Origin of the sequence: Streptomyces sp. NPDC051051 (assembly GCF_040682975.1) — a bacterium.
Classification (GTDB): Bacteria; Actinomycetota; Actinomycetes; order Streptomycetales; family Streptomycetaceae; genus Streptomyces.
On sequence record NZ_JBFBCB010000006.1, the window covers coordinates 159,765 to 183,346 of the forward strand.

24 protein-coding genes and 1 tRNA gene are annotated in these 23,582 nt (G+C 71.5%); 12 read left to right on the top strand and 13 right to left on the bottom strand.

Going from position 1 to position 23,582, the window contains the following annotated elements; all coding sequences use genetic code 11:
• Positions 1–198 precede the first annotated feature (198 nt).
• The 4 genes from eno (at position 199) to AB0N31_RS07215 (ending at position 3,674) form a co-directional block, all read left to right on the top strand.
• Positions 199–1,485, top strand: a complete 1,287-nt coding sequence (gene eno / locus AB0N31_RS07200) for a phosphopyruvate hydratase (protein ID WP_366057364.1) — start codon at positions 199–201, stop codon at positions 1,483–1,485.
• A gap of 138 nt (positions 1,486–1,623) precedes the next feature.
• Positions 1,624–2,103, top strand: coding sequence for a septum formation initiator family protein (locus AB0N31_RS07205; protein ID WP_366057365.1), 480 nt, complete (start codon positions 1,624–1,626; stop codon positions 2,101–2,103).
• Positions 2,104–2,130: 27 nt separating this feature from the next.
• Complete coding sequence (locus AB0N31_RS07210; RefSeq protein ID WP_366057367.1) at positions 2,131–2,736, top strand: DUF501 domain-containing protein; 606 nt, start codon at positions 2,131–2,133, stop codon at positions 2,734–2,736.
• Positions 2,733–3,674, top strand: coding sequence for a Ppx/GppA phosphatase family protein (locus AB0N31_RS07215; protein ID WP_366057368.1), 942 nt, complete (start codon positions 2,733–2,735; stop codon positions 3,672–3,674). Before AB0N31_RS07210 ends, AB0N31_RS07215 begins: the two co-directional genes overlap by 4 nt.
• A gap of 4 nt (positions 3,675–3,678) precedes the next feature.
• Here AB0N31_RS07215 and AB0N31_RS07220 read toward each other — a convergent pair whose 3' ends face one another.
• Together AB0N31_RS07220 and AB0N31_RS07225 are read right to left on the bottom strand one after the other, a co-directional pair.
• Positions 3,679–3,948 carry a type II toxin-antitoxin system RelE/ParE family toxin gene (locus AB0N31_RS07220; protein WP_366057370.1) on the bottom strand — a complete coding sequence of 90 codons (270 nt, stop codon included), beginning with the start codon at positions 3,946–3,948 and terminating at the stop codon, positions 3,679–3,681.
• Positions 3,945–4,217, bottom strand: a complete 273-nt coding sequence (locus AB0N31_RS07225; protein WP_366057371.1) for a type II toxin-antitoxin system Phd/YefM family antitoxin — start codon at positions 4,215–4,217, stop codon at positions 3,945–3,947. Before AB0N31_RS07225 ends, AB0N31_RS07220 begins: the two co-directional genes overlap by 4 nt.
• A 525-nt stretch (positions 4,218–4,742) precedes the next feature.
• Between AB0N31_RS07225 and AB0N31_RS07230 the strand changes: the two genes are divergently transcribed.
• A complete protein-coding gene (locus tag AB0N31_RS07230; RefSeq protein WP_366057373.1) occupies positions 4,743–6,131 on the top strand; it encodes an NAD(P)/FAD-dependent oxidoreductase in 1,389 nt (462 codons plus the stop codon).
• A 226-nt stretch (positions 6,132–6,357) separates the two neighbouring features.
• Here AB0N31_RS07230 and AB0N31_RS07235 read toward each other — a convergent pair whose 3' ends face one another.
• Positions 6,358–8,886, bottom strand: coding sequence for an FtsX-like permease family protein (locus tag AB0N31_RS07235; RefSeq protein ID WP_366057374.1), 2,529 nt, complete (start codon positions 8,884–8,886; stop codon positions 6,358–6,360).
• A 50-nt stretch (positions 8,887–8,936) separates the two neighbouring features.
• Entirely contained in the window at positions 8,937–9,707 is a 771-nt protein-coding gene (locus AB0N31_RS07240) for an ABC transporter ATP-binding protein (RefSeq protein ID WP_366057375.1), read from the bottom strand.
• A gap of 392 nt (positions 9,708–10,099) precedes the next feature.
• Between AB0N31_RS07240 and AB0N31_RS07245 the strand changes: the two genes are divergently transcribed.
• The 3 genes from AB0N31_RS07245 to AB0N31_RS07255 all read left to right on the top strand — a co-directional run bounded on the left by AB0N31_RS07245 (position 10,100) and on the right by AB0N31_RS07255 (position 12,724).
• Positions 10,100–10,185: transfer RNA gene (locus tag AB0N31_RS07245), tRNA-Leu, on the top strand.
• A gap of 206 nt (positions 10,186–10,391) precedes the next feature.
• Positions 10,392–11,567, top strand: a complete 1,176-nt coding sequence (locus tag AB0N31_RS07250; RefSeq protein ID WP_366057376.1) for a 4-hydroxybenzoate 3-monooxygenase — start codon at positions 10,392–10,394, stop codon at positions 11,565–11,567.
• Positions 11,568–11,809: 242 nt separating this feature from the next.
• Positions 11,810–12,724 carry a Bax inhibitor-1/YccA family protein gene (locus AB0N31_RS07255; protein WP_366057377.1) on the top strand — a complete coding sequence of 305 codons (915 nt, stop codon included), beginning with the start codon at positions 11,810–11,812 and terminating at the stop codon, positions 12,722–12,724.
• A 94-nt stretch (positions 12,725–12,818) separates the two neighbouring features.
• Here the strand turns inward: AB0N31_RS07255 and AB0N31_RS07260 are convergent, their stop codons facing one another.
• Positions 12,819–13,049, bottom strand: a complete 231-nt coding sequence (locus AB0N31_RS07260) for a DUF4287 domain-containing protein (protein WP_366057378.1) — start codon at positions 13,047–13,049, stop codon at positions 12,819–12,821.
• A 104-nt stretch (positions 13,050–13,153) separates the two neighbouring features.
• Between AB0N31_RS07260 and AB0N31_RS07265 the strand changes: the two genes are divergently transcribed.
• On the top strand, positions 13,154–13,465 hold the full coding sequence (locus AB0N31_RS07265) for a hypothetical protein (protein ID WP_366057379.1): 312 nt from the start codon (positions 13,154–13,156) through the stop codon (positions 13,463–13,465).
• Between the two features lie 11 nt (positions 13,466–13,476).
• Here the strand turns inward: AB0N31_RS07265 and AB0N31_RS07270 are convergent, their stop codons facing one another.
• The 3 genes from AB0N31_RS07270 to AB0N31_RS07280 form a co-directional block, all read right to left on the bottom strand.
• A complete protein-coding gene (locus AB0N31_RS07270; RefSeq protein ID WP_366057380.1) occupies positions 13,477–14,274 on the bottom strand; it encodes a hypothetical protein in 798 nt (265 codons plus the stop codon).
• Between the two features lie 295 nt (positions 14,275–14,569).
• Entirely contained in the window at positions 14,570–15,790 is a 1,221-nt protein-coding gene (locus tag AB0N31_RS07275; RefSeq protein WP_366057381.1) for an acetyl-CoA C-acetyltransferase, read from the bottom strand.
• A gap of 227 nt (positions 15,791–16,017) precedes the next feature.
• Positions 16,018–17,043: an SGNH/GDSL hydrolase family protein gene (locus AB0N31_RS07280; protein WP_366057382.1), complete on the bottom strand. Its 1,026-nt coding sequence runs from the start codon at positions 17,041–17,043 to the stop codon at positions 16,018–16,020.
• Between the two features lie 149 nt (positions 17,044–17,192).
• Between AB0N31_RS07280 and AB0N31_RS07285 the strand changes: the two genes are divergently transcribed.
• Positions 17,193–18,581 (top strand): cystathionine beta-synthase, encoded by a 1,389-nt coding sequence (locus AB0N31_RS07285; protein WP_366057383.1) that lies wholly within the window; start codon positions 17,193–17,195, stop codon positions 18,579–18,581.
• Positions 18,582–19,069: 488 nt separating this feature from the next.
• Here the strand turns inward: AB0N31_RS07285 and AB0N31_RS07290 are convergent, their stop codons facing one another.
• A complete protein-coding gene (locus tag AB0N31_RS07290; protein ID WP_366057442.1) occupies positions 19,070–19,495 on the bottom strand; it encodes a hypothetical protein in 426 nt (141 codons plus the stop codon).
• Positions 19,496–19,758: 263 nt separating this feature from the next.
• Here AB0N31_RS07290 and AB0N31_RS07295 point away from each other — a divergent pair, with 263 nt between their 5' ends.
• Complete coding sequence (locus tag AB0N31_RS07295) at positions 19,759–20,670, top strand: MurR/RpiR family transcriptional regulator (protein ID WP_366057384.1); 912 nt, start codon at positions 19,759–19,761, stop codon at positions 20,668–20,670.
• 111 nt (positions 20,671–20,781) lie between these two features.
• Entirely contained in the window at positions 20,782–21,366 is a 585-nt protein-coding gene (locus AB0N31_RS07300) for a hypothetical protein (RefSeq protein WP_366057385.1), read from the top strand.
• Positions 21,367–21,435: 69 nt separating this feature from the next.
• On the opposite strand, the gene AB0N31_RS07305 is transcribed toward AB0N31_RS07300, so the two are convergent.
• The 4 genes from AB0N31_RS07305 to AB0N31_RS07320 are packed head-to-tail and all read right to left on the bottom strand — an operon-like array spanning position 21,436 to position 23,545.
• Positions 21,436–21,810: a hypothetical protein gene (locus tag AB0N31_RS07305; protein ID WP_366057386.1), complete on the bottom strand. Its 375-nt coding sequence runs from the start codon at positions 21,808–21,810 to the stop codon at positions 21,436–21,438.
• A 19-nt stretch (positions 21,811–21,829) separates the two neighbouring features.
• A complete protein-coding gene (locus tag AB0N31_RS07310) occupies positions 21,830–22,297 on the bottom strand; it encodes a roadblock/LC7 domain-containing protein (protein WP_366057387.1) in 468 nt (155 codons plus the stop codon).
• 34 nt (positions 22,298–22,331) lie between these two features.
• Entirely contained in the window at positions 22,332–23,156 is an 825-nt protein-coding gene (locus tag AB0N31_RS07315) for a transcriptional regulator (protein WP_366057388.1), read from the bottom strand.
• Positions 23,153–23,545 (bottom strand): hypothetical protein, encoded by a 393-nt coding sequence (locus AB0N31_RS07320; RefSeq protein WP_366057389.1) that lies wholly within the window; start codon positions 23,543–23,545, stop codon positions 23,153–23,155. The genes AB0N31_RS07315 and AB0N31_RS07320 overlap by 4 nt, the downstream gene beginning before the upstream one ends.
• Positions 23,546–23,582 lie beyond the last annotated feature (37 nt).

Below are 23,582 nucleotides of genomic sequence, written 5' to 3' on the forward strand. Positions count from 1 at the left end.
TCTTTTCCCGTTCGCCGCCTTCTGTTGGCCACCCTCTTTGTTCCGGGCTGAAACAATGGGTACCGTCTCCCTGTCCACGGGACGGTCGGTCGGCCGACCGACGCCCCGAGGCGGTTAGGCTCTAGTCGCAAGGCTCAGCAAGGGCTCGTCACGGCCCGCTCGTGCCCCGCACAACCAGCGTCACATCCCAAGAAGGAGATGCTCGTGCCGTCCATCGACGTCGTCGTAGCCCGGGAAATCCTGGACTCCCGAGGCAACCCCACGGTCGAGGTCGAGGTCGGCCTCGACGACGGCAGCACGGGTCGTGCCGCCGTCCCCTCCGGCGCCTCCACCGGCGCCTTCGAGGCCATCGAGCTTCGCGACGGTGACCCGAACCGCTACCAGGGCAAGGGCGTCGAGAAGGCCGTCCTGGCCGTCATCGAGCAGATCGGCCCCGAGCTGGTCGGCTACGACGCCACCGAGCAGCGCCTGATCGACCAGGCCATGTTCGACCTGGACGCCACCGACAACAAGGGCTCCCTCGGCGCCAACGCCATCCTCGGCGTCTCCCTCGCCGTCGCCCACGCCGCCTCCGAGGCCAGCGACCTCCCGCTCTTCCGCTACCTGGGCGGCCCGAACGCGCACCTGCTGCCCGTTCCGATGATGAACATCCTGAACGGCGGCTCGCACGCCGACTCCAACGTGGACATCCAGGAGTTCATGATCGCCCCGATCGGCGCGGAGTCCTTCTCCGAGGCCCTGCGCTGGGGCGCCGAGGTCTACCACACCCTCAAGAAGGTGCTGAAGACCAAGGGCCTGTCCACCGGCCTGGGCGACGAGGGCGGCTTCGCCCCGAACCTGGAGTCCAACCGCGCCGCGCTCGACCTCATCATCGAGGCCATCAAGCAGGCGGGTTACGTCCCCGGCGAGCAGATCGCGCTCGCGCTCGACGTCGCCGCGTCCGAGTTCTACAAGGACGGCGTCTACGAGTTCGAGGGCAAGTCCCGCTCGGCCGCCGAGATGACCGAGTACTACGAGGAGTTGGTCTCCGCGTACCCGCTGGTCTCCATCGAGGACCCGCTGTACGAGGACGACTGGGCCGGCTGGAAGGTCATCACCGACAAGCTGGGCGACAAGGTCCAGATCGTCGGCGACGACCTCTTCGTCACCAACCCGGAGCGCCTGGCCCGCGGCATCGAGGAGGGCTCCGCGAACGCCCTCCTGGTCAAGGTCAACCAGATCGGCTCGCTGACCGAGACGCTGGACGCCGTCGAGATGGCCCAGCGCAACGGCTTCAAGTGCATGATGTCCCACCGCTCCGGCGAGACCGAGGACGTCACCATCGCCGACCTCGCCGTCGCGGTGAACTGCGGCCAGATCAAGACCGGCGCCCCGGCCCGCTCGGACCGCGTCGCCAAGTACAACCAGCTGCTGCGCATCGAGGAGATCCTCGACGACGCCGCGGTGTACGCCGGCCGCAGCGCCTTCCCGCGGTTCAAGGGCTGAGCCGCACGGCAACAGGGTTGAACCGGCCCGGCTGAGCCGTTGAGGGCTCATCCTGAGCCAGTCGTACGTACGTCCCCGTACCGGTCCCGTACCGTGTCCGGGGACGTACGCACGTGTGAGACGGGAGGCGGGGACGACATGGCCGTGAAGGACCGGGACCGTTTCTCCACCACGACCAGGATCAAGCTGCTCGGCGAGCAGACCGCGGCCCGGGTCTACCGGTCCCAGACCAAGCGCCAGGCCCGCCGCTCGCGCCTGACCGGCCGCGCGGCCCTCCTCGCCCTGGTCCTGTGCACGCTGATCGTGGCCCTGGCCTACCCGATGCGGCAGTACGTCTCCCAGCGCGCCGAGATCGCCGATCTCCACCGCGAGAAGGAGCAGGCCCGCGAGCGGGTGGAACAGCTGCGCGACCTCAAGGCACGCTGGCAGGACGACGCCTACGCCGAACAGCAGATCCGGCTGCGGTTGCACTACGTGATGCCGGGGGAGACGGGTTACATCGTCGTCGACCCCGACGCCGCCGAGCAGTCCCGCGCCGACCAGGGGGCCGCCGACCGCCCCTGGTACTCGAACGTCTGGGACGCCGTCGACAAGTCCGACGCCGCCGCCGGCCGATGAACCGACTAGAGAGACTTCCGTACAGGCATGGAAACCCCCCCGCCCACCACCTCCCGCACCGAGCCCACCGACGCCGACGTCGAGGCCTTCCAGCAGCAGCTCGGACGACCGCCGCGCGGACTGCGCGCCATCGCCCACCGCTGCCCGTGCGGTCAGCCGGACGTGGTGGAGACGGCTCCCCGCCTCCCCGACGGCACCCCCTTCCCCACGCTGTACTACCTGACGTGCCCGAAGGCGAACTCCGCCATCGGCACGCTCGAGGCGAACGGCGTGATGAAGGAGATGACGGAACGGCTCCAGACCGATCCCGAGCTGGCGGCGGCCTACCGGGCGGCGCACGAGGACTACGTGCGGCGACGGGACGAGATCGAGGAGCTGAAGAACTTCCCCAGCGCGGGCGGCATGCCGGACCGGGTGAAGTGCCTGCACGTGCTGGTCGCGCACTCCCTGGCCGCGGGGCCGGGAGTGAATCCGCTCGGGGACGAGGCGCTGGGCATGCTGCCGCAGTGGTGGGCCAGGGGGACCTGCGTGACGCCGTCCCAGCCGCCGGCCGGGGAAGGCCGGCAGGCGGACACGTCCGAGGACGGCACGGGCCCCTTCGCCTTCAAGCCGGTCGAGGGAGACGCCCGATGACACGCGTCGCCGCCGTCGACTGCGGTACCAACTCCATCCGTCTGCTCGTCGCCGACGCTCACCCCGACACCGGTGAACTGGTCGAACTGGACCGCCGCATGACCATCGTGCGGCTCGGGCAGGGGGTCGACCGGACCGGGCGGCTCGCGCCCGAGGCGCTGGAGCGGACCTTCGCCGCGTGCCGGGAGTACGCGGCGGTCGTCAAGGAGCACGGCGCCGAGCGGCTGCGTTTCGTGGCCACCTCCGCCTCGCGCGACGCGGAGAACCGGGACGAGTTCGTGCGCGGGGTGCTGGACATCCTGGGCGTCGAGCCCGAGGTGATCTCCGGCGACCAGGAGGCGGAGTTCTCCTTCACCGGCGCCACCAGGGAACTGACGGGCCGTGACGACCTGACGAAGCCCTACCTCGTCGTGGACATCGGCGGCGGCTCGACCGAGTTCGTCGTCGGGGACGACCGGGTGCGCGCCGCACGCTCCGTGGACGTCGGCTGCGTGCGGATGACCGAACGTCACCTGGTCGTGGACGGGGCGGTCACCGACCCGCCCACCGAGGAGCAGATCACGGCGATGCGCGCCGACATCGAGGCGGCCCTGGACCTCGCGGAGCGCACGGTCCCGCTGCGCGAGGCGCACACCTTGGTGGGTCTGGCCGGCTCCGTCACGACGGTCTCGGCGATCGCGCAGGAACTGCCGGAGTACGACTCGCGGGCCATCCACCACTCCCGGGTCTCCCGGGAACGGGTCCGCGAGATCACCGAGTGGCTGCTGCGCTCGACCCACGCCGAGCGGGCGGCGGTCCCGTCGATGCATCCGGGCCGGGTCGACGTCATCGCCGCGGGCGCCCTGGTGCTGCTGTCGATCATGGAGCGGATCGGCGCCGAGGAGGTCGTGGTGAGCGAGCACGACATCCTCGACGGGATCGGATGGTCTTTGGCCTGACCGCCTACAGGTTGCGGTAGACGTTCCGCCGGTCGCCCACCTTGACGACGAGGATGACGAGTTCACCGTCGTTGATCTGGTAGGCGACCCGGTAGCTTCCGACCCGGAGCCGGTAGAGCCCCGACGGGCCGGTGAGTTTCTTGACGTCGGCGCCCTCGCGGTACGGATCGTCGCCGAGTGCGGTCAGCGCGGTCAGGATGCGCATGGCATCGAGTCGGCTGATGGACCGGAGCTGCCGCTGTGCTGCCGTGGTGAACCGGAAGGCGTACTTCACGCAGCGCCTTCACCGCGCTCGGCGAACAGATCCGCCAGCAACTCGGCCATCGAAACGGTGGGTCCGCCGTCGGCCAGGACTGCTTCCGCCTCTCGAGCCAGCATCACGTCGGCGGCCTCCTCCAGTGCCTCGAAGTCGGTGATCGGCACGACCGCGGCCACTGGGGCGCCGTTGCGTGTGATGACGGTCGAAGTGCCTTCCTCGGCCCGGTTGATGTGCTCCGCCAGGTGTGCGCGCGCTTCCCTGACGGTCACGGTGTTGTCAGTCATGGATCAAGTGTACGCACCTTTGTGTACACGTCGCCAGGGGTGGGAGTCGCGTTCGCGGGACATCCTCGACGGCCTCGCCTGGTCGGTGGCGTGCCCCCCTCTGCTGAGCAGGCGGGAGAACGTTTGAGCACGTTCGAGGGGCTGGAGACGGCCGGGAAACGCCCCTCGGCGACACCCCTTCGGAAAACTTCGTGAAGTTCTTCACAAGGAAAACGGCCCTCTCGGAGGGCCAAGTGGGGCCGCTTGGCCCTTACGGGGGTCCGACAGTCGGATGAACATGTTCAAAAGCGGAAGGCGCGGACGTTTCGCGGGGGTCGCGCGAGACGTGTTTCGGGGTCCTCACCCGGCACCCCGGAGCCCGGAGAGGCAGCTCACGCGGCATTGACAACGGCACCGGATGCACACGGGTTCCCGTCGCGCATCATGACATGGATCACGTGGGCGGCGGAGGATAGCACACACCCCGAGGAAGCTTGTGAAGGGGCGCACGAGCGACCCCCCTGGGGCGGGTGGATACTCGATGGCATGAGCACCACGGAGCGTCCCAGGATCCTCGTAGTAGGCGGTGGGTACGTAGGCCTGTACGCAGCTCGGCGTATCCAGAAGAAGATGCGCTACGGCGAGGCGACCGTCACGGTCGTCGACCCCCGGTCGTACATGACCTACCAGCCCTTCCTCCCCGAAACCGCCGCCGGCAACATCTCCCCGCGCCACGTCGTCGTCCCGCTGCGACGCGTGCTGCCCAAGGCGGAGGTCCTCACCGGCCGGGTCACCACCATCGATCAGGACCGCAAGGTCGCCACGATCGCCCCGCTGGTCGGCGAGGCGTACGAGCTGCCCTTCGACTACCTGGTCATCGCCCTCGGCGCGGTCTCCCGCACCTTCCCGATCCCCGGCCTCGCCGAGCAGGGCATCGGCATGAAGGGCATCGAGGAGGCCATCGGCCTGCGCAACCACGTCCTCGAGCAGCTCGACAAGGCCGACTCCACCACCGACGAGGAGATCCGCCGCAAGGCGCTCACCTTCGTCTTCATCGGCGGCGGCTTCGCCGGCGCGGAGACCATCGGTGAGGTCGAGGACATGGCCCGCGACGCGGCCAAGTACTACAAGAACGTGTCCCGCGAGGACATGCGCTTCATCCTCGTCGACGCCGCCGACAAGATCCTTCCCGAGGTCGGCCCCAAGCTGGGCGCCTACGGCAAGGAGCACCTGGAGAGCCGCGGCGTGGAGATCTACCTCTCCACCTCGATGGACTCCTGCGTCGACGGCCACGTGGTGCTGAAGAACGGCCTCGAGGTCGACTCCAACACGATCGTCTGGACGGCCGGCGTCAAGCCGAACCCCGTCCTCGCCCGCTACGGCCTCCCGCTGGGCCCCCGTGGTCACGTCGACACGGCCGCCACGCTCCAGGTGCAGGGCACCGACTACATCTGGGCCGCCGGCGACAACGCCCAGGTCCCCGACGTCGCCGCCCGCAAGGCCGGTGTCGAGAACGCCTGGTGCCCGCCGAACGCGCAGCACGCGCTCCGTCAGGCCAAGGTCCTCGGCGACAACGTGATCTCCGGCATGCGGGGCTTCCCGCAGAAGGAGTACGCGCACTCCAACAAGGGTGCGGTGGCGGGCCTCGGCCTCCACAAGGGCGTCGCGATGATCGTCATGGGCAAGATGAAGATCAAGCTCAAGGGCCGGCTGGCGTGGTACATGCACCGCGGCTACCACGGTCTGGCGATGCCGACGTGGAACCGCAAGATCCGCGTCTTCGCCGACTGGACGCTCGGCATGTTCCTCAAGCGTGAGGTCGTCTCGCTCGGCGCGCTGGAGTCCCCGCGCGAGGAGTTCTACGAGGCCGCGAAGCCGGCCCCGGTGGCGGCGAAGCAGACCGAGAAGACCGGCGAGAAGGCCAAGGCCTCCTGACACGGTTTCACCGAACCCCCCGAAGGGGCCGCCCGCCATCCGTGGTGCGGGCGGCCCCTTCGGCATGAGCGGGGCGGGCGGGCAGGCCCGGGGTCCGGGGCGGAGCCCCGCGCCGGGACACGACCGACCCGGACGGGCTGCGCACCCGCACCTGGAACCGACCTGCCGCGGACAGCGGAAGGGGCCCCGTCGCCGTACCCGACGGGGCCCCCGAACTCACCTTCCGTCACTGCGACTTGATGGCCGTCAGCACGTTCAGCCGGGCCGCCCGCCGCGCCGGCCAGAGCGCGGCGAGCACTCCGACCGAGCCGGCCAGCGTCAGGAACACGGCCATCCGGCCCCACGGCAGGACGAGTTCGTAGGTCGGCATCGACGTGCCGATCAGCTCACCGGCCGCCCAGCCGAAGAACACGCCGAGACCGATGCCGAGGACCCCGCCGAACAGCGAGATCACGAGCGACTCCAGTCGCACCATCCGCTTCACGGCCCGCCGGTCCAGCCCGATGGCCCGCAGCATGCCGATCTCCTGCGAGCGTTCGAACACCGACATCGCCAGCGTGTTGACGACCCCGAGCACCGCGACGATCACGGCCATCGCGAGCAGGCCGTAGAGCATGTTCAGCATCAGCGTGAACATCTGCGCGATCTCGTCGGAGAGGTCCTGCCTGCTCTGCACCTTGATGGCCGGATTGGCGCCGAGCACCTTCTCCAGCCGGTCCTTCGTGGCGTCCGAGGCGCCGCCGGTTGTCTTGACCATGACCTGCATGTCGGTCGGGTCGTCCTGGTGCGGGGCGAGGGCGGTGTTGTCCAGGATGATGCCCCGGACCATCTCGTTGCCCTGGTAGACGCCGGCGACCGTCAGCCGCTGCTTCGCGCCGTCCTCGTACGCCACCGTGAAGTCCGAACCGGCCTTCCAGCCATGGGACTCGGCGGTGTCGCCGTCCACGACGACCTGGGTGCCGCCGACCTCGAAGGCGCCGTCGTCGACCGTGAGGTCGGTGAGCTGCGCGATGGCGGAGCCGGTGACGCCGGTGACGTACTCGGTCTGCCCGTCGACGCGGGCGGGGGCGTTGCGCAGCGGGCTGGTGACGGTCACCCCGTCGGTCGCCTTCAGCTCCCTCTCGACGTCGGGCGAGAGCCCGCGACCGTTCGCCATCGACACCACGTAGTCGGCCTTGATCGCCGCCGACGCCATCTTGTCGATCGACTTCTGGAGGCTGCCCGCCATCACCGTCATGCCGGTGATCAGGGTGAGGCCCACCATCAGAGCGGAGGCCGTGGCGGCCGTACGACGCGGGTTGCGCACCGAGTTCTGCCGGGCCAGCTTGCCGGACACGCCGAAGACCCGCAGGACCGGCGCGGCGGCCGCGATCAGCGGCCGGGACAGCAGGGGCGTCAGCACGAACACGCCGATCACCAGCAGGACCGCGCCGAGCCCCATGGGGGCCTGGCCGTCGGAGCCGTTCATCGTGGTGGCCACCAGGACGAGCGCGACGCCCGCCGCCGAGAGCAGGGCGCCGAGGGTGTTGCGCAACACCAGCGACTTGGTGGACGCGGTGGCGTGGACGCTGCTCATCGCGGCGACCGGCGGGATCTTCGCGGCCCGCCGGCCGGGCAGCCAGGCCGCCAGCACGGTGATGACGACGCCGACGGCCAGGGCGGTGGCGACCGTGCCGGGCGACACGACCAGCGGGCCGTCGGGAACGGTCGCCCCCAGCGTGCCCATCAGCGAGCGCAGTCCGGCGCCGATGCCGACGCCCGCGACCAGTCCGGTCAGCCCGGCGACCGTGCCGACCACGAACGCCTCGACCAGCACCGACCGGGTCACCTGCCGGCGGGAGGCGCCGACCGCGCGCAGCAGCGCCAGCTCCTTGGTGCGCTGGGCGACCAGCATGGTGAAGGTGTTGGCGATGATGAAGGTGCCGACGAAGAGCGCGATGCCGGCGAAGACCAGCAGGCCCTGCTTCAGGCCGCTCATCTGCGAGGAGATCATCTTCGCCTGGTCGTCGGCGAGCTGCCCGCTGGTGGTGGTCTCGACGAGGTCCTCCGGCAGCGCCTTGTCGAGGGCGGCCTTCAGCGCGGTCTGCGAGGTGCCGGCGGCGGCCTCGACGTCGATCTCGTGGTACGTGCCGGTCTTGCCGAACAGCCCCTGGGCGGTGGCCGTGTCGAAGAGGGTGAGGCTGCCGCCCGCGGCGACGTTGCCGTCGTCGGTGGTGAAGACGCCGGTGATCCTCGGGGTGAGGACGGGCCCGTCCACCGAGAGGCGCACGGTGTCACCGACCTCGTAGCCGGCCCGCCGGGCGGTCTCGGAGTCGAGAGCGATCTCGCCGGGACCCCGCGGGGCGGTGCCTTCCTGAAGCGGGTACCGGGGGTCCTTGTCGCCCCAGTAGTTGCCGCCCTGCGACTGGAAGCCCTCGCCGACGAGCTTGCCGTCCTTGTCGGCGATCGCGGTGAAGCCGCGGACGACACCGATGGCGGACGCGGCGCCGGGCGCCTTCGCGCTCCGGTCGAGCAGCGCCTGGGTCAGCTCGGGCATCCTGCCGATGCGGTCGCCCTCGTCCTCCTGGAACTCGGCCGTGACGGCGACGTCGACCTGGTCGAATCCCTTGGCGGAACTCCTCTGATAGGCGTCGGAGATGGTGTTGGTGAAGACCAGCGTCCCCGACACGAAGGCCACGCCGAGCATCACGGCGAGCACGGTCATCAGAAGCCGGGCCTTGTGCGCGAGGACGTTGCGCAGGGCGGTACGGAACATGGGTTCTTTTCTTCTCGGTCCTGTCGGTCCTTGCGGGTCCTGACCGCCGGTCAGGTGGTGCGGCCCTTGGCGTCGAACTGCTTCATGCGGTCGAGCACGGACTCGGCGGTGGGTCCGTGCACCTCGTCGACGATCCGGCCGTCCGCGAGGAACACCACCCGGTCCGCGTACGCCGCGGCCACCGGGTCGTGGGTCACCATGACGACCGTCTGGCCCAGCTCGCGCACCGAGTTGCGGAGGAAGCCGAGCACTTCGGCGCCCGAACGGGAGTCGAGGTTCCCGGTCGGTTCGTCGCCGAAGACGATGTCCGGCCGGGAGGCGAGGGCGCGGGCGACGGCGACGCGCTGCTGCTGGCCGCCGGAGAGCTGCGAGGGGCGGTGGCGCAGCCGGTCGGCGAGCCCGACCATGCGGATGACCTTGTCCAGCCACTCCTTGTCCGGCCTGCGGCCGGCGATGTCCATCGGGAGGGTGATGTTCTCCAGGGCGTTCAGGGTGGGCAGCAGGTTGAACGCCTGGAAGATGAACCCGATCTTGTCCCGGCGCAACTTGGTGAGCTGCTTGTCCTTCAGGGAGCCCAGCTCGGTGTCGCCGATGCGCACGGAGCCGGAGGAGAAGGTGTCCAGCCCGGCCACGCAGTGCATCAGCGTGGACTTGCCGGAGCCGGAGGGGCCCATGATCGCGGTGAACTCGGCCTGCCGGAAGTCGACGGAGACCCGGTCCAGGGCGACCACCCGGGTCTCGCCCTGTCCGTAGGTCTTGGACAGGTCCGTGGCGCGTGCGGCCACGGCGGTGGACCGGTCGGCGAGGGGTGTGGTGGGCACGGTGGAGCTCCTGTCGGGACGACGGCGTGTTGCGTTTCGGGATCCGCACCATCGTCCCGGCCGCCCGGCGCTGTGTAGTCACCCGCTGTTCCGGTCTTGGGGGGCAACCTCGGATGGACCGCCGGCCGCCGTGTCATACCAGGGGATGACACGCGCCCCTGAGGTGCCGTTCGTCAAGAACAGGTGGAGCACCCTCGTTCGGACGGTGAAATTCCGTCATTCCGTCCACACCCGACGACGGCGCGCATGAGGCTACTGGCATGTGCGGATGGCGAGTTCGTGGTCTGATGCACACTCAGAAGTCAATAAAATAAGACAACATCGGTTCGCCCAACCCCTGTTGGCTCGACGCCTCCCGATAGGCTCCAGTCGCGACGCGGAGCCCATGGCCTGCCCGGATGGTGGAATGCAGACACGGCGAGCTTAAACCTCGCTGCCCCTCGCGGGCGTACCGGTTCAAGTCCGGTTCCGGGCACCACCTCCTTGCGGCGGCCGGCCGTTCACCGCCCCCGGCTCCGATCCCCATCGCTTCCCGCCCCACCCGTTGACACCCGGCAAGCGCACGCGCAGACTCACGTCCGGCAAGAGTGAAGAAAAGTTCACTGCGCGAACATCGTGCCCTGGTGCCGCGAGCACCAGGCACCGGACACCGTGGCGATGACGCCCGTCTGAAGGGAACGCCCGATGCGCACCACCGTCGGCATCATCGGCGCCGGCCCCGCCGGCCTCCTCCTCGCCCGGCTGCTGCACGACGCCGGGATCGACTCCGTCGTCGTGGAGGGCCGCGACCGGGCCTACGTCGAGCAGCGCCAGCGCGCCGGGATCCTGGAGCAGGGCACGGTGGACGTCCTGCGCGCGGCCGGGGCCGGGGAGCGCCTGGACCGCGAGGGGCTGCGCCACGACGGGATCGAGCTGCGGTACGACCGCAAGCGCCATCGCGTCGACTTCCCCGCCCTCACCGGCGGCCGGTCCGTCACGGTCTACGCCCAGACCGAGGTGTGCAAGGACCTCATCGCCCTCCAGCTGAAGGAGGGCGGCCCGCTGCTGTTCGAGGCGGAGGCGCTCGCCGTCGAGGGGGCCGACACCGACCACCCGCGCGTGCGGTTCCGGCACGACGGGCGCGAGGGCGTCCTGGAGTGCGACTACGTCGTCGGGTGCGACGGCTTCTGGGGGGTCTCCCGTGCGGCCGTACCCGCCGAACTGGCCCGCGTCTTCGAGCGCACGTACCCCTTCGGCTGGCTCGGCGTCCTCGCCGACGTGCCGCCCTCGCACCACGAGCTGGTCTACGCCCGCCACGACCGCGGCTTCGCCCTGCTGTCCATGCGTTCCCCGTCCGTGTCCCGTCTCTACCTCCAGGTGCCCGAGGGCACGGACGCCGAGTCCTGGAGCGACGAGGAGATCTGGGCCGAGCTGGAGCGCCGCTTCGAGACGGACGACGACTGGACGCTGGAGCGCGGCCCGATCACCCAGAAGTCGGTCACCCCCATGCGGTCCTACGTCCACGAGCCCATGCGGCACGGCCGCCTCTTCCTCGCCGGTGACGCGGCCCACATCGTGCCGCCCACCGGCGCCAAGGGCCTGAATCTGGCCGTCGGCGACGTCGTCACCTTCGCCCGCGCCCTCGTCCACGAGCGGGAGACGGGGTCGGCGCAGCTGCTGGAGGCCTACTCGCAGACCTGCCTGCGCCGCGTCTGGCAGGCCGAGCGGTTCTCGTACGACATGACGACCCTCCTGCACCGCGCCCCCGGCGCCACCCCCTTCGAGGAGCGCCTCCAGCTCGCCCGCCTGGACCGCATCGCCTCCTCCCGGGCCGCCGAGACCGACCTTGCGGAGGCCTACACCGGGTTCCCGTTCGAGTGACGTGAGTGACGCGAGTGACGTAGGGACAGCGTCGGCGGGCTGTCGCGGCCCGGTCCCGGTCCGGTACCGAGTCGGTCCCGGACCGGTCAGGAGTGAGGCACTCCACCCCGGGGAATCAGAGATCGACATAACGTGTTGCCCAAGACGGCAAGGGAAAGATCCTCCCCAAGCAGTAGGGTCATTCCTTTGCCTACCTATTACTCTTGAGCCAAGGCCGCGCTGTGTGGCCATGGAGGAGTGAAATGAGGAGCAGAAACCCGGTCTTCTCGCGACGGGGGTTCAGCCGCGACAACGGCTACGCGGGCTTCAACGCCGCGCCGCAGGCCGGGGGTCCCGCTGTCGGCACGCAGCAGGGCAACCCGTACGCGCAGGGCGGCCCCGCCGCCCAGCCGGCCGGCAACCCCTACGCGCAGAACCCCTACGCCCAGCAGGACGTCCAGTACGGCGCACCGCAGGCCCCGGTCACCACCGGCGGCGTCATGACCATGGACGACGTCGTCGCGCGCACCGCGACCACGCTCGGCGCCGTGGTCGTCACCGCGGTCCTGTCCTGGCTGCTGCTGCCCGTCGACGAGGCCAACCTCGGCAAGTCCTACGCCATCGGCGTCGGGGCCGGTCTGGTCGCGATGGTGCTGGCGCTCGTCCAGTCCTTCAAGCGCCGCCCGTCGCCCGCGCTGATCCTGTCGTACGCCGCCCTCGAGGGCGTCTTCCTCGGCGTGATCTCCAGCGCGGTGTCCACGTACATCGCGGACGGCGTCGTCGCCCAGGCCGTGCTCGGCACGATGGCGGTCTTCGCCGGCGTGCTCGTCGCGTACAAGGCCGGCTGGATCCGCGTCAACCGCCGCTTCTACGGCTTCGTGATGGCGGCGGCCCTCGGCTTCGTCCTGCTGATGGCGGTGAACCTGCTGTTCAGCGTCTTCGGCGGCGGTGACGGCCTCGGCTTCCGCAGCGGCACCCTCGGCATCGTCTTCGGTGTCATCGGCATCATCCTCGGTGCCTGCTTCCTCGCCCTGGACTTCAAGCAGGTCGAGGACGGCATCGCCTACGGCGCCCCGCGCGAGGAGGCCTGGTTCGCCGCCTTCGGCCTCACGCTGACCCTGGTGTGGATCTACATGGAGTTCCTGCGACTCCTGTCGATCCTCAACAGCAGCGACTGACGCGAGCGCCTCGGCGGCGGCGCGCCGACGTCACGAAGGGCCCCGGGTCACCCCGGGGCCCTTCGTCGTGGGTGACGCGTGCGGTGCGGGCGCGCTACCGGAGCTTGCGCGCGGCCCTCCTCAGGTCGTACTCGTGGACGATCGCCTTCGCGTGGCCGTACGCGAGGTCGTACTCGTGGCGGAGCCAGCTCACCTTCTCCTCGAAGCGGAAGAGGGAGGGGCCGTCCTCCACGGTGCGGAGCCAGTCGGCGACTTCACGACCGGTGCAGTGGGGAATGCGGGCGAGCATGTTGCGGTGGGTCTCCTCGGAGAGGACGTGGGACATCGGCGCCTCCGGACGCAAAGGGGATGTAAGCCGGTCCTTCAGGTCACCGTGCCCGAGCGTTCGCCCGTTGGCAACAGTCCCGGTACGGCGCGTACGCTCACGGAGTGGTGGATACGAAGCGTCTGACGCAGGCCGTGGATCACTTCGCCGACCGGTTGCGGGCGGCACCGCAGAGTCGGCTCCAACGGAGCGGCGCGGCCGAAGCGCTGGGGCTGGCCAGGGAGTTCGCCCGGCGGGCCCAGCTCGCCGAGGCGCCGCAAGCGGAACCCCGGGAGATGCCCGACGCCGGGATGTTCGCCGCGGCCGACCAGATCACCGTCGCCGTGCACGACCTGGCCCTCGTCCTCACGGACGAGGGCCAGGTCGACGAGGCCGTGCGGTTGGTGGAGGAGGCGCAGAAGCGGGCGGGGGTCTGAGGGGGGACGCCTCAGAGGCTGGCTATGACCCGGTCCGCCAGGATGTAGACGCTCTCCTCGCCGCACGCGAAGGTCAGGGCGTACGCGCCCGAGATGCCCGAGCCGCCCAGCAGGTACGGCGTCTCGCCGGCCGTCAGGGCCCGTGCGAGGCGGTCCGCGGTCTCCCGGTGACCCGGGGTCATGCACAGGGTGGTGCCGTCGGCGAAGACGTAGACGTCGAGGGTGCCGAGCGGACCCGGCCGCACATCGGTCAGTTCGACACGGGCGGCGGCGAGTTCCTCCAGCGCGGTCACCGTGCGCTCGTGGTCGTTGGCTAGGGGTGACTGGACCGGCACGAAGTCCGGGTGGGAGGGGTGACGGCGGCGGGCCGCGGCCAGTTCGGGGGAGTCGCCGGCGAACTCGTCGGCGTCCGCGGGCGGCTCGGTCACCGGCTCGAGCGGCTCCAGGCCCACGAAATCGGCCTGCCGGGGCAGGAACAGCTCGCTGTCGGGCAGACCCAGCAGGGAGGGCGCGTCGGAAGCGTCACGGGCCTCCTGGGCGGCCCAGAAGGCGCGCGCCTCGGCCAGCTCCCGCTCCCGCTCCTCGGCGAGGGCCTCGGCCACCGCCGCGCGTATCTCCTCCGTGTCGGCCGTGGTGCGGGCGGCCGGAACGAAGCCGCGCGTCCCGGTGGCGCTCTCGGCGGTCTCCGCGAGCTGCGTGTGCAGAGCCGCGACCTGACGGCGCAGCTGCAGCAGGGTGCGCAGGACGGCGACGCCCACGGCGCCCGTGGCGGCCGTGGTGACCAGCAAGGCGATCGGCATGGCGCTCACTGACGTACTCCCGGTTCAAAGTCGACCCCCGACTTCCTACATCAGCTTGAAGGGCGGACTATCCAGCTGTCAGTGCGTAACGTCACGAAACGGGCAGGAAATTGGACCCGGCCCCAGGTGGTGAAACGACTCTGAGCTGCGTAAATCCCTCCGGGGAGGGAGATAGGTCACATCCTGGGGGAGATTGGATCACAAAACGGCCCGGAATCCAGGTGCTTCCCAGACTCCGGGCCATCGGCTCACGATGGGTGCCCCGACGGCTACCGAGAGATGACCGTCGGGGCCTCCGCGCGACTCAGCTGAGGCGCTCGACGACCATCGCCATGCCCTGGCCGCCGCCGACGCACATCGTCTCCAGGCCGAACTGCTTGTCGTGGAACTGGAGGGAGTTGATGAGCGTGCCGGTGATGCGGGCGCCGGTCATGCCGAAGGGGTGGCCCACGGCGATCGCACCGCCGTTGACGTTCAGCTTCTCCAGCGGGATGCCGAGGTCGCGGTAGGAGGGGATCACCTGGGCGGCGAACGCCTCGTTGATCTCGACCAGGTCGATGTCGTCGACGGTGAGGCCGGCCCGGCGCAGGGCCTGCTTGCTCGCCTCCACCGGGCCGAGACCCATGATCTCGGGAGAGAGGCCGGAGACGCCGGTGGACACGATCCGGGCGAGCGGGGTCAGGCCCAGCTCACGGGCCTTGGTGTCGCTCATGACGACGAGCGCGGCGGCGCCGTCGTTCAGGGGGCAGCAGTTGGCGGCGGTGACCATGCCGTCGGGGCGGAAGACCGGCTTCAGGCCCGCCACGCCCTCCATCGTGACGCCGGCGCGCGGGCCGTCGTCCTTGCTGACCACCGTGCCGTCGGGGGTGGTGACCGGGGTGATCTCCCGCTCCCAGAAGCCGTTCTTGAGGGCTTCCTCGGCGAGGTTCTGCGAGCGGACGCCGAACTCGTCCATGTCCTGGCGGGTGACGCCCTTGAGGCGGGCCAGGTTCTCGGCGGTCTGGCCCATCGCGATGTAGGCGTCCGGGACCAGGCCGTCCTCGCGCGGGTCGTGCCAGGTGGTGCCCTCCTGCTCGGCGACGGCCGCGGTGCGGGCCTCCGCCTCCGCGAAGAACGGGTTGTGCGTGTCGGGCAGGCTGTCGGAGTTGCCCTTCACGAACCGGGAGACCGTCTCGACGCCGGCCGAGATGAAGACGTCGCCCTCGCCGGCCTTGATGGCGTGCAGGGCCATGCGGCTCGTCTGGAGGGACGAGGAGCAGTAGCGGGTGACCGTGCAGCCGGGCAGGTGGTCCATGCCCATCTGCACGGCGACGACGCGGCCGAGGTTGTTGCCCTGCTCGCCGCCGGGGAGGCCGCAACCGAGCATCAGGTCGTCGATGTCCCTCGGGTCCAGCTCGGGGACCTTGGCGAGGGCGGCCTGGATGATGGTGGCGGTGAGGTCGTCCGGGCGCAGGTCCTTCAGGGAGCCCTTGAAAGCACGGCCGATGGGGGAGCGGGCGGTCGAGACGATGACGGCTTCGGGCATCACGGCTCCAGAGAAGAAGGGGGCGGCGCGCGGCGCCTCGTCGAGGGGCGGCGGGCGGGCGTACGGGGTGGTTCTCCCGGACGGGACGTGACTGGAAGTTACCCGTACGTATGGGCCAGGTCACGGGTGTGGCGGTGTGACCCTGGCCGCAGTTTTCTAAGCGCTTGCTTTTTCGGCACCCCTCCCTCCGGTCCCTCCTCGCCCCCTGATCCCTCCGCGCCCTCCGGTCACGGCGACACCCGGGACGGCTCCGGCTCCGGCACGCGGCGCCGCCGCCGCCGTTTGAGCAGGGCCCACGGGCCCCTCGGGCCCGTCGGCATGGCCGCCGCGACCTCGGTCCCCGCCTCCTCCACCGCCTCGGCCGCCGCCCGGGCCACCGGGAGGAAGCCTTCGCGGCGGGAGGCGTCGGGGCGCTCCTCCTCCGCCGGCCACAGCCCCAGCGCCGCGCAGACCGTCGGCAGGACCGCCATCGCCGCCGTGGCGTAGCCCTCCGCCGAGGGGTGGTAGTGGTCGGGGCCGAACAGCTCGCCCGGGTTCGCCTCGAACTCGGGGCCCAGCAGGTCGCCCAGCGACACCGTGCGGCCGCCCTGCTCGACCACGCCGATCGTCTGGGCGGCCGCCAGCTGGCGGGAGGTCCGTCTGGCGAGCCACCGCAAGGGCTGCCCGACCGGCTCGATCGTGCCCAGGTCGGGGCAGGTGCCGACGACCACCTCCGCGCCGGCCGTGCGCAGCCGCCGTACCGCCGCCGCGAGGTGGCGTACCGAGCGGGTCGGGGGCATGCGCGCGGTGACGTCGTTCGCGCCGATCATGATGACGCAGACGTCGGGCACCGGGCCGTGGTCGCCCACGACGAGTGCCACCTGACGGTCGAGGTCGTCGGACCGGGCGCCGGGCAGCGCCACGTTCCGCAGTTCCACGGGCCGCTCGGCGACCGCCGCGAGTCCCGAGGCCAGTAACGCCCCCGGTGTCTGCCCGGCCCGGTGCACGCCCTGCCCCGCCGCCGTGGAGTCGCCCAGCAGCGTCAGGTACAGGGGCTCCACACCGGGGCCGGGGGTGTCGTAGGCGCGGCCGTAACGACCGTCCGCCTGGGGGACGTGCGGGTGTGTGCCGTTGCCGACCTGGCGCCGGGCCAGCCGCATCTCGGCCAGCAGCAGACCGACGGCCGCCGCGCCGGCCAGCCCGATCCCGCCGCCGCCGTAGGCCGCTCCGGCCGCGATGCGCCGGGCCACTCTTGCCCTGGACGTGCTCGTCATGCCTCGCCGCCACCTCCTCGTGTCCGTACACCCACTCCTTGCCCCGTACGGACCGTCGGCCAATCGCGACGGGGAGTGAACGTCGCGGGCGGGGCCGTAGGCTGGCGTGACCACTACGACCACTGTTTTGCAAGCAACCGGAGACAACGGTGCAATTCCACGACTCGATGATCAGCCTCGTCGGCAACACCCCGCTGGTGAAGCTCAACAGCGTGACCAAGGGCATCCGGGCGACCGTCCTGGCCAAGGTGGAGTACTTCAACCCGGGCGGTTCCGTGAAGGACCGCATCGCCCTGCGCATGATCGAGGCGGCGGAGGAGAGCGGCGCGCTCAAGCCCGGCGGCACGATCGTCGAGCCGACCAGCGGAAACACCGGTGTCGGCCTGGCCATCGTGGCGCAGCAGAAGGGGTACAAGTGCATCTTCGTGTGCCCCGACAAGGTGAGCACCGACAAGATCAACGTGCTGCGGGCGTACGGCGCCGAGGTCGTCGTCTGCCCGACCGCCGTGGACCCCGAGCACCCGGACTCCTACTACAACGTCTCCGACCGGCTGGTCCGTGAGACGCCCGGCGCGTGGAAGCCCGACCAGTACTCCAACCCCAACAACCCGCTCTCCCACTACCACTCGACCGGCCCCGAGCTGTGGGAGCAGACGGAGGGGCGGATCACCCACTTCGTCGCGGGTGTGGGCACGGGCGGCACCATCTCCGGGACCGGCCGCTACCTCAAGGACGCCAGCGACGGCCGCGTCCAGGTCGTCGGCGCCGACCCCGAGGGGTCCGTGTACTCGGGCGGCTCCGGACGGCCGTACCTCGTCGAGGGCGTCGGTGAGGACTTCTGGCCGACCGCCTACGACCGGACCGTCGCCGACGAGATCGTCGCCGTGTCCGACAAGGACTCCTTCCAGATGACCCGGCGGCTGGCGAAGGAGGAGGGGCTGCTCGTCGGCGGCTCCTGCGGCATGGCCGTCGTGGCCGCCCTGCGGGTCGCCGAGCGGCTCGGGCCGGACGACGTCGTCGTCGTGCTGCTGCCCGACAGCGGCCGCGGCTACCTCAGCAAGATCTTCAACGACGAGTGGATGGCCGACTACGGCTTCCTGGAGGACGAGGGCCCCAGCGCCCGCGTCGCCGACGTCCTGGAGGACAAGCAGCACGGCGCCATGCCCTCCCTCGTCCACATGCACCCGGAGGAGACCGTCGGCCAGGCCATCGAGGTGCTGCGCGAGTACGGCGTCTCGCAGATGCCGGTCGTCAAGCCGGGCGCCGGCCACCCCGACGTGATGGCCGCCGAGGTGGTCGGCTCCGTCGTCGAGCGCGAGCTGCTGGACGCCCTGTTCAGCAAGCGGGCCTCGCTGGAGGACCCGCTGGAGAAGCACATGTCCGCCCCGCTGCCGCAGGTCGGCTCCGGCGAGCCGGTCGGCGACCTGATGTCCGTCCTGGGCACGGCGGACGCGGCGATCGTGCTCGTCGAGGGCAAGCCGACCGGTGTCGTCAGCCGGCAGGACCTGCTGGCCTTCCTCGCCAGGGGCGGGAAGTAGCTTCCGGCGTCCGGAGGCGGAACACCGGGGAAACCTGCGGTGAACCGCCCCCGGCGGCGTCGGACTTCCGTTTCCCCACCGAAAAGGTGGACTTCGGAGCGGACTTCGCGGAAGTGGTACGAGGGCGTCACGTCCGCGCAGCACACGCTTAACACGCGTCCGGCATATTCGTGGGTGTCGGCAGGGGTGGGAGCGGCTCCCCGCCCCACCGGCGACAGAACGGCGTCACGGACCTCCGGAGCGGCTCCCGGACCTCCACCGACGCCACGGACGCGTAGGTCTGGCCTGACCCGGCCCGCGTCCCTCGCGGGGACCGCCGTCGTCCCGCCCCCCGTAAGGGGGTGCGGCGGTCCCCGCGCACACCTCTTCCCGGCGCCCCGCGCGGCCCCTCGCCGCCCTCGGATCCGCGCGACCCCCGCTGTCCCCGACGCCGTCGGACGTGCCCGGCCGGCCTCCGGATGCCGGATCCGCGCCTGTGCCACCGCCCGTCAGCCCTCCCAGTCGCCGTTCTGCGAGGATCCGCGCCGCCGGCCGAACAGGTTCGGGTTGATCCGGGCCGCCTGGACGACGTTGAGGCCGACGATGCCGACCCAGGACACGATCAGGCCCGGCAGGTGGGCCACGCCCGCGCCGATCGCGGACAGCGGGATCGCCAGCACCAGCGAGACGATCCCGAAGCCGAAGCGCTCGCCCCAGGAGTCGGTCGCCCCGGACGGACGGCCGCCCCGGGCCGACACCATCTGCTGCTCCGCGAACTGCCGCCGCACCCGCCGCTCGACCGCGCCGTCGATGCGCTGGTCGACCTTCTCCAGGAACGAGTCCACCAGCGCGGACTCGTACTCCTCGCCCAGCTCCCTGCGGGCCTGCAGAGTGGCGTCGAGTTCCTTCTTCAGCTCGGTGTCCCGCGCGTCCATGGTGGTCTCCCGTCCGGTCATGGGATCCACGGTAGGCAGCGGACGCGGCGCGGGCACTGGGGTTAGCCCCCGTGTCGGTACGGGGGCCCGCCGACGGTCCGGACGGGTCGGACGGGTCTGCCCGCCGGCATCCGGGCGGGACCCGTCCGCCGGCCGACGGCGACCGGTGCCGCCCCGCTTGCCTTGCCCGGCTGTATGACGTCATGCAGAGTTACTGACCGGTGAATAGCTCGGCGGGCGGACGCCCGGAGGGGGAACGAGACATGAGCGCGGACAGGGACGCGGAAGCGGACGGGGAGACGCCCGGCGCGGGTGCGGCGGAGGGCACCGGCCCCCGGGCCGCCGACAGCCCGGCCAACCGGCTCCAGGCCCTCTTCGAGGGGCACCGGCTGACGCCCACCCAGCGGCGCATCGCGCACAGCATGGTGCGCCGCGCCGCCGACGTGCCCTTCCTGTCCAGCGTCGAGCTGGCCGAACTGGCCGGGGTCAGCCAGCCCTCCGTCACCCGCTTCGCGGTCGCCCTCGGCTTCGACGGCTACCCGGCCCTGCGCCGGCACCTGCGGGAGGTCGCGCCCGCCGAACAGAGCGCGGACTCGGCGTCGTACAACGAGTACCAGCAGGCCGTCGAGGCCGAGATCGAGAACCTGCGGCACCTCGCCGAGGCGCTCGCCGACCCGCGGCCGGTGCGGAGGGCGGGACGGCTGCTCGCGGCCTCCCGGCCGCTGCCGGTGCTCGGACTGCGGGCCGCCGCCTCCCAGGCGTACGGCTTCGCCTACTTCGCCGCCAAGGTCCACCCCGACGTCCGGCTGCTGCACGAGGGCGGCACGATGATCCACGACCGGGTCGACGCGGCCGTACGCGCGGGCGCCTCCGCGCTGCTGTGCTTCGCGCTGCCCCGTCATCCGCGCGAGGTCGTCGACACCCTCGCCTACGCCAGGGAGGCCGGGCTGACCGTGGTGACGGTCGCCGACTCCGCGTTCGCGCCCGTCGCCAAGGTCTCCGACCTGCTGCTGCCGGCCGCCGTCGGCACCGGCCTCGCCTTCGACACCGCATGCGCCCCGATGCTGCTCGGGCGCGTGCTGCTGGAAGCCATGTGCGACGACCTGCCGGACGCCCAGGCCCGGTTGGAGGAGTTCGACGCCAGGGCGGCGGTGCGGGGCCTGTTCGTGGAGTGAGCCCGCCGTCCCGCCCCTTCTCGCGCGGCTCTCATGGACATCTCACGTTCGCTCGCTAATCTGCCCGATCGGAACGGGATGTGATTCGTCCGGGCTACGAGGAGGCGGAACATGGCACGTGGAGGTCAGGGACTGGCTCGGGTGGCCGTCGTCGTACGGGCCGGGGCCGCGCCCCTGTGGTGGTGCGGAGTGCTCGCGGCCGGTGTCGGCGTACTGCCGCCCGGGATCACGGGGCGGCGGATCGGGGTGATGGCGGGGGCCGCGCTGTTCATCGTGGCGGCGGCCGTGGTTCCGCTGGCGCGGCGCAAGCGGTACACCGCGCTCGCCCGCGCCGCCGTCCGGGCGGGCAAGCACGATGTGCTCCAGGACCGCGGAGTGACCGTGCGCAACTGGCGCCGCGGTCACCGCTGGTGGCTGCTGTCGGCCTTCGTCGCCGCGCTGGGCTGCGCGTTCGCCGTGCCGGCCGCGGGCGGTCTGCTGCTCGCCGGGTGCGGCACGGGACTGCGGCTCAAGGCGGCCTGGCTCGGGAGGCTGGAGCGGGCCGAGGACGCCCTGTTGTGGGTGCGCGTCGACTGGCTCGCCGCGGACGGCGGCCGGCCGGCCGGCAAGGCGGTCGGGTCCTACCGCAGCACGGGCATCGCGGCGGGCGACGCGGCCCCCGGTGGAGCGCGCCGCCGCGCCGCGGCACTCGTGTAGCTCGGGCGGTTCGTGCGGTTCGTGCGGTTCGTGCGGCGCGGCTTCCGCGGCCGGTGGGGGCCCGGCGGGTCAGACCTCCAGCTCCTCCTCGATCCGCTTCAACTGGTGGCGGGCCATCGCCAGGTTGGCCCGCTTGCCGTCCAGGACCAGGTAGAGGAAGAGGCCGTTGCCGCCGCGCCCGCTGATCAGACGGATCAGGTGGTACTGGTCGGACAGCGTGATCAGGATGTCCTCGATCTGGGCCTTCAGCCCCAGGTGTTCCATGGTGCGCATCTTGGCGCGCACCACGTCGGTGTTGCCCGCGGCGGCGACGTTCAGGTCGAAGTTCTTGCTGCCGCCCAGCGTGCCCAGGGCCATGCCGCTGGTGTAGTCGACGAGCGCGACGCCGGTGGCGCCCTCGATGGCGGCGAGACATTCCTTGAGCGTGGTTTCGGTGTTGGCCATGACTGTTCCTCGGTTCCTCTCAACTTTCGGTGGTGGTACGGGGCTCGGTGGTCGTGGGACGGGGGGTGCGGGCGCTCCTGGTCCGGGTGGCGGCCGGGGCTGGGGCGCGCGCCCGCTCGGCGGCGTCGACGAGTTCGCCCACGCGGGCGCCGGACCGGCGGCTCTCCAGATGCAGCCGGCCGACGTTGACGCGGTCCTGCGCGAGCACCGTCAGCACGGCGCTCTCCCCGGCCGCGTACGTCGCCACGTAGCCGTACACGCCGCGCACGAGCAGCTCCCGGAAGTCGCCCTGGCCGGTGGTGTCCGCCAGCCGCACGGCGACGGCCAGGGCGGTCGCGGTGAGCGCGGCCACCCCCTCCGCCTCCACGCCGGGCGTGTCGTGGGCGAGGACGAGGCCGTCCACGCCGGCCACGAGCGCCCCGGTCAGCTGGGGAACCCGCGCCCGCAGCCGCCGCAGCTCGGCGAGCATCTCGGGTCCCGCCGCCATCAGCTCGCTCCTCTCGGCACGCGGTCGCTGCCGTTCAAAGGGCCTCCAGCGCATCCCTGAGCCTCTTCAGCAAGGTGATGTCGGGGTCGTTGACGTGGGGCAGGGAGAGGGCCGGCGGCGGTTGCGGGACGGGGGGCGGGAACTGGGCGGTCACCAGCCCCGCCGCCGCCAGCCGCCGGACGTCCACGAGGGTGGGGAACGCCCGCCGGCCCAGCTCCCCGGCGATGTCCGACGCCGTGCGCACACCGTTCACCAGCGCCAGCACCGCGCGCTGCCGGGCGGACGGCGGCTGGGCGGCGGCCGGGTCGGCCCGCAGCAGCGGCGCGCTGTCCGGCAGCGGGTCGGGCCACAGGCGGTGCAGCAGCTCGCGGCGGCGCAGCGTCTCCCGCTCCACCGCGTCGACCGGGACCGGCCGCAGCGCGCCGAACCAGTGACCGGCTCCGTACCGGAAGCGGCCCGGGGAACTGCTCGGGGCGAGCGCGAAGTACGCGGCGTCGTACAGCGCGCCCAGGTGGCACAGCTCCAGCGCGCTCCGCCCGATCCGGCCGGCGTCGAGCAGCAGCCGGGCGGCGCCGCGCGTCTCGTCGGCCCGCTCCACCGCCTCCCACCAGACGCGGGGCTCCAGCGTGCCGTGGGTCAGGAGGAGCACGTCGAGGCCCGGGGCGAAGGGGCTCTCGGCGTGCACCACCCGGCCCTCGGCCAGGTAGATCGCCCCGCGTTCGCGCTCCAGGACGCCGGTGGCCCGTTCGGCGGCCAGCCGGGTCAGCATCGGCGAGACCGCGCCGCTCGCGTACTGCCGGCCGGCCACTCTGTCCCGCATGGGCAGCCGGGGCGGCGGGGTGGTTTCCACGACGGTCATCCCAGCACCAGCCGTCCGGCCATCTCGCTCAGCCGGATCCGGGCCAGCGCGAGATTGCCGTCCGACCGGGCCAGCCACACGTGCAGGAACACGCTGCTGTCGAAGGACGTGGGCACGAACCGCAGGACGTGGTAGCTGTCCCGGTTGCTGATGATCAGGTCCTCGACCGGGGGGTCGGCGTGCTCCTCGGCGCCGTCGGGCGTGAACGCCCGCTGTTCCGCCGTGAGCCGCGCGACCTCCGCGGCCTCGGCGGCCGCGGCCTCGTGGTCACCGCCCGGGAACTCCCCGACCGAGCCGAGGGCCAGCCCGCTGGTCCAGTCGACCAGTGAGGCTCCCCGGGCTCCGGGCAGCCGCATGGCCTCCAGTAGACACTCGTCGATTCCGGGCACCGTTGACTCCCCTCCTGCCTGCGGTTCGGCTGAGTGA